The sequence below is a fragment of the Streptomyces milbemycinicus genome (genome assembly GCF_002154605.1).
GTDB classification, from domain to species: domain Bacteria; phylum Actinomycetota; class Actinomycetes; order Streptomycetales; family Streptomycetaceae; genus Streptomyces; species Streptomyces milbemycinicus.
Genome location: NZ_MUNE01001058.1, coordinates 1 through 4013 on the forward strand (window position 1 = coordinate 1; position 4013 = coordinate 4013).

The window sequence follows — 4013 nt, forward strand, 5'->3', positions numbered from 1 at the left end:
CTCGGCCGGTCCCGCGTCCTCGTACTCGGCCGGTCCCGCGTCCTCGTACTCGGCCTCGGCCTGGCCCGCCTCTGCGAACTCGGCCTCCGGCCCCGCGTTCCCGTACTCGGCAGCTCCCGAGTCTCCGTACGCAGCCGGTCCCGCGCTCCCGAACTCGGCCTGTCCCGGGTTCTCGTACTCACCCGGCGCCGCGTCCACATACTCGGCCGGCCCCGCGTCGTATCCCCCGCCCGGAACCTGGTCATAGGCCCCGCCGGGCACCTGGTCGTAGGGGCCGCCCTGCCCCTGGTCATAGGGCTCGGCCTGCCCCTGGTCGTAAGGGCCGTAGCCCTGGGCCGGCACCGCGTCGTAGCCCGCCGGGCCCATCTCGTAGGCCCCGGTCTCGTATCCGCCGGGCAGGTGGGTCATGGGCTGCTGGTACGGGGCCTGCGGGGCGTGGTACTGCGGCTGGTGCTCGCTCCACGCGCCCTGGGCGCCGGGCATGAGGAGCAGGTCGTCCTCCACGCCGCCGGCGTCGTGCGTGTCGAGGAAGGTGTACGCGGACTGCGGCTGTTCGATGAAGCCGGCGTCGGCAGGGGGGGTGTGGACATCCGTGGGATGCGGCTGTCCGAGTCGTCCGCCCGCGTTCTCCGGCAGTCCCTCGCCCGGGACCTGGCCGGTGTCGGTCATGCGTACCCCTCGCCCATCGCTAGTGCTCCTTCCAACCGCCTACCGCCTAGAGCAAGCCTCAGAGGCAAGAACGAGCGCACGCGGTGCGCGGCACGTAGCACGCCCGAGGCATTGCCTACCGCGGCCCGCCAAGAGGGGGACGCATTCCGGCCATTGGCCGATAAAGCGCCGAACGCCGGGCAGCGGCACAGGCAGTACAACGATCCGCCAGCCTACCTCGGGCGCCGCTCGGCGACGCTCATCGGGGCGAGGGTCACAAGGGCACATACCGGTGGTGACCGGGGGCAGCGTCAGAGGGCGAAATCACAGGTGCGGGCGGTGACCGCACACCAGGAAGGCCACCGAACGCTCGCGTTCCGCCCACACCCTGGTGTCCAGCTCCACCGACTGCAGGAGGGCGCATTCGACCGCGTAGCCGCCGTCCTCCAGCGCCCGGCAGACGGCCTCCGCCTCGTCCCGTGTCGCGGCATGTGTGACGATCCGCTCGGGGCGGCGGTCGGCGCACGCGGCGACGACGGCGGGGCCGCCGGCGCCGACCCGCACCACGTCCGGCTCGGGCAGGTCTTCGAGGACCTGCGGCGCGGTGCCGTGGACGACCTGGAGCTGTACGCCGAAGCGGCGGGCGAGGGCGGCGGCGCGCTCGCAGGCGTCCCGGTCGCGGTCCACGGCGATGACGGCGGCGCCGAACCCGGCCGTCTCGACCGCCGCCGCGCCGCTGCCCACGCCGATGTCCCAGACCAGGTCGCCGACGCGGGGGCCGAGGCGGGCCAGTTGGGTGGCGCGCAGCTGAGGGGACTCGCTCTCGCCGAGGACGGTCGCGTACGCGGCGGCCGGCAGCGCCCAGCCGCGTACGGCGCCCGGGTAGCCCGGATCGCGCCCGGCGAGCCACCCTCCGCCCTGCAGTACGCCGCGCGCGGCGCCCGGGGCCGGAGCGCTGCGCGCCGCGGCCGCGCCGGAGCCGCCGATGACGATGACGACGTTGGGGTCGCGCCAGGTGTGGTCGACGGCCTTGTCGGAAGTCAGTACGGTCACCCGCTCGTGCCGGGTACCCAGGGCCTCGCAGATGACGAAGGTGCGGTGTACCGGGCCGAGCAGCAGTGCGAGTTCGGCGGGGCCGGCGCCGGGCGAGGTGAGCACGGCGACCTTGGGGTGGGCGCGGCAGACGTTGACGGCGCGGCGCAGGTCGCGGCTGTGCGCGACGACCACCTGGGCGTCGTCCCAGGGCATCCCGGCCCGGGCGAAGGCGGCGGCGACGGAGGAGACCGCGGGCACGACCTCGACCTCCAGGCCGTGCTCGGGTGCGCGCAGGGCGCGTACGACGCCGAAGTAGCCGGGGTCACCGTCGGCCAGGACCACGGCGGAGCCGCGGTGCTGGGCGATCCGGCGGGCGGCGAGGTCCACGCTGCCGAGCCTGATCCGCTCGGCACCCGGCGGGACTTCGGGCAGCGCCAGGTGGTGGGCGGCGCCGGCCACGAGGGTGGCCGCGCCGAGAGCGGAGCGGGCCGCGTCCGTGAGCGGGGAGCCGTCCCAACCGATCACCGTGACGCGGTCGGCCATCGTCGTATGTCTCCCAGGGTGTCGCGGGTGGGCGGCGGGCGGCCGCGGAGGTGGCCGGCGCCGGTGCGCTCGCCGCCGCGCGGGGGCGCGCGGAGCTCGGGCGCGGTGCTCGGGCGCGGTGCTCGGGCGCGGTGCTCGGGCCTGGAGAGACTATCCCGCCTGGTCCGGACCTCCGGACGCAGGGCGCATGCGCCCGGGGGCGCAGGGCCCTGGTGGGAGGCGCGGGGCCTGAGTTCAGGGCGCGTTGGGGCGAGGGCGCGCCTGGAGCGGCAGTGCGCCGGGGGCGGGGCGCGCCACCGGTGAGGCACGCCCCGGCCTCAGGGGCCGGGCGTGCGCCGGGGTGGTCAGTTCCAGTCGGAGTACGTGGGGTACGCGCTGAAGCCGTCCGTGTCCTCCATCGGGCCGCCGTGCACGCCCTGGAGGTCTTCTGGCAACAGGCTCCAGACGATGACGTCGGTGCGCACCTCGATCCAGCCGCCGTCCTCCGTCTGTGTGCGCGCTATCCAGGCGTTTCGCAGGACGCCCTCGCTGATGCAGCCGATCTTCTGGGCGACCTGCTGGGAGGCGGTGTTGTCCGCGGCGGTGCGCAGCTCGAGCCGTTCGAACTTCTGGTCCTGGAAGAGCCAGCGGGCGACGGCCAGCGCGGATTCCGAGGCGTAGCCCTCGCCGCGCGCCCAGGGGGCGGTGACGTAGGCGACCTCGGTGGCCAGCACGCGCCAGTCGGTGTTGCTCAGGTGCACGATGCCCACGAGGCGCTGGGTGAGGAATTCGGCGACGGCGAAGACGATGCCGCGGCCCGAGGTGCGCTCGGCGGGCGCGGTGCGCAGTGCCCACTCGCGCGCGTCGCGGGTGGTGTAGGGATGGGGCACGGAGGTCCAGGCGGTGACGAGTTCGTCGTTCATCATCTCCGTGAGCGCGGGCACGTCCGCCTCCTCGAACGGGCGCAGCACCAGCCGTTCCGTACTGATGGAAATGTCCGGGAAGGTGGATGTCATGCGCCGCTCCATAACCGGGGTCCAGGGTCCAGGGGTCCAAGGCTTCGGGAAGAGCCCAGCATGCAGCATCGCCTGAGAGAAATGCAGCACGGGGTGGCCAAGCGGAAGGCTCCGTATCCGTTTGTGCCGTTCGGATACGGAGCCATCGCCAGGGCGTGGGCTAACCGCCGGTGACCGGCAGCACCGACCCCTTGTACTTCTCCTGGATGAATTTCCGCACTTCGGGCGAGGTGAGGAGCTTGGCCAGTTTCTTCACCCGCGGGTCGTCCTCATTGCCCTTCTTCGCGGCGAGAACGTTGGCGTATTCGTTTCCCTTCACCGACTCCAGCAGCACCGAGTCCTTCGCCGGATCAAGTCCGGCGTCGAGCGCGTAATTGCTGTTGATGACGGCCAGGTCGACATCGTCGAGAGAGCGCGGCAGCTGGGCCGGCTCCAGCTCCTTGAAGGTGAGCTTCTTCGGGTTGGCGGTGATATCGGCGGGGCTCGCGGTGACTCCCGCGCCCTTCTTCAGCTCGATGAGCCCCTTGGCGGCGAGCAGTTTGAGGGCGCGTCCCTCGTTGGTGGTCTCGTTGGGCACCGCGACGGTCGCCCCGGTCTTGAGGGCGGAGATGTCCTTGATGTGCTTGGAGTAGGCACCCATGGGTGGCAGATAGATATCCGCCACGGACACCAGGTCGGTGCCCTTCGTCTTGTTGAAGTTCTCCAGGAATGGGACGTTCTGGTACAGGTTGGCGTCCAGTGAGCCTTCCTGGAGGGCGGTGTTCGGCAGGATGTAGTCGGTGAACTCCTTGA

3 protein-coding genes and 1 pseudogene are annotated in these 4013 nt (G+C 72.2%); all 4 read right to left on the reverse strand.

Going from position 1 to position 4013, the window contains the following annotated elements:
- Window positions 1-669, reverse strand: a pseudogene (locus CCN51_RS56800) (nicotinate-nucleotide--dimethylbenzimidazole phosphoribosyltransferase); the annotation flags it as partial.
- Between the two features lie 303 nt (window positions 670-972).
- Complete coding sequence (gene cbiE, locus CCN51_RS50925) at window positions 973-2226, reverse strand: precorrin-6y C5,15-methyltransferase (decarboxylating) subunit CbiE (RefSeq protein ID WP_014175048.1); 1254 nt, start codon at window positions 2224-2226, stop codon at window positions 973-975.
- Window positions 2227-2570: 344 nt separating this feature from the next.
- Complete coding sequence (locus CCN51_RS50930; RefSeq protein WP_043486431.1) at window positions 2571-3221, reverse strand: GNAT family N-acetyltransferase; 651 nt, start codon at window positions 3219-3221, stop codon at window positions 2571-2573.
- Between the two features lie 160 nt (window positions 3222-3381).
- A partial coding sequence (locus tag CCN51_RS50935; protein WP_086861209.1) for a MetQ/NlpA family ABC transporter substrate-binding protein occupies window positions 3382-4013 on the reverse strand: 632 nt, incomplete at its 5' end.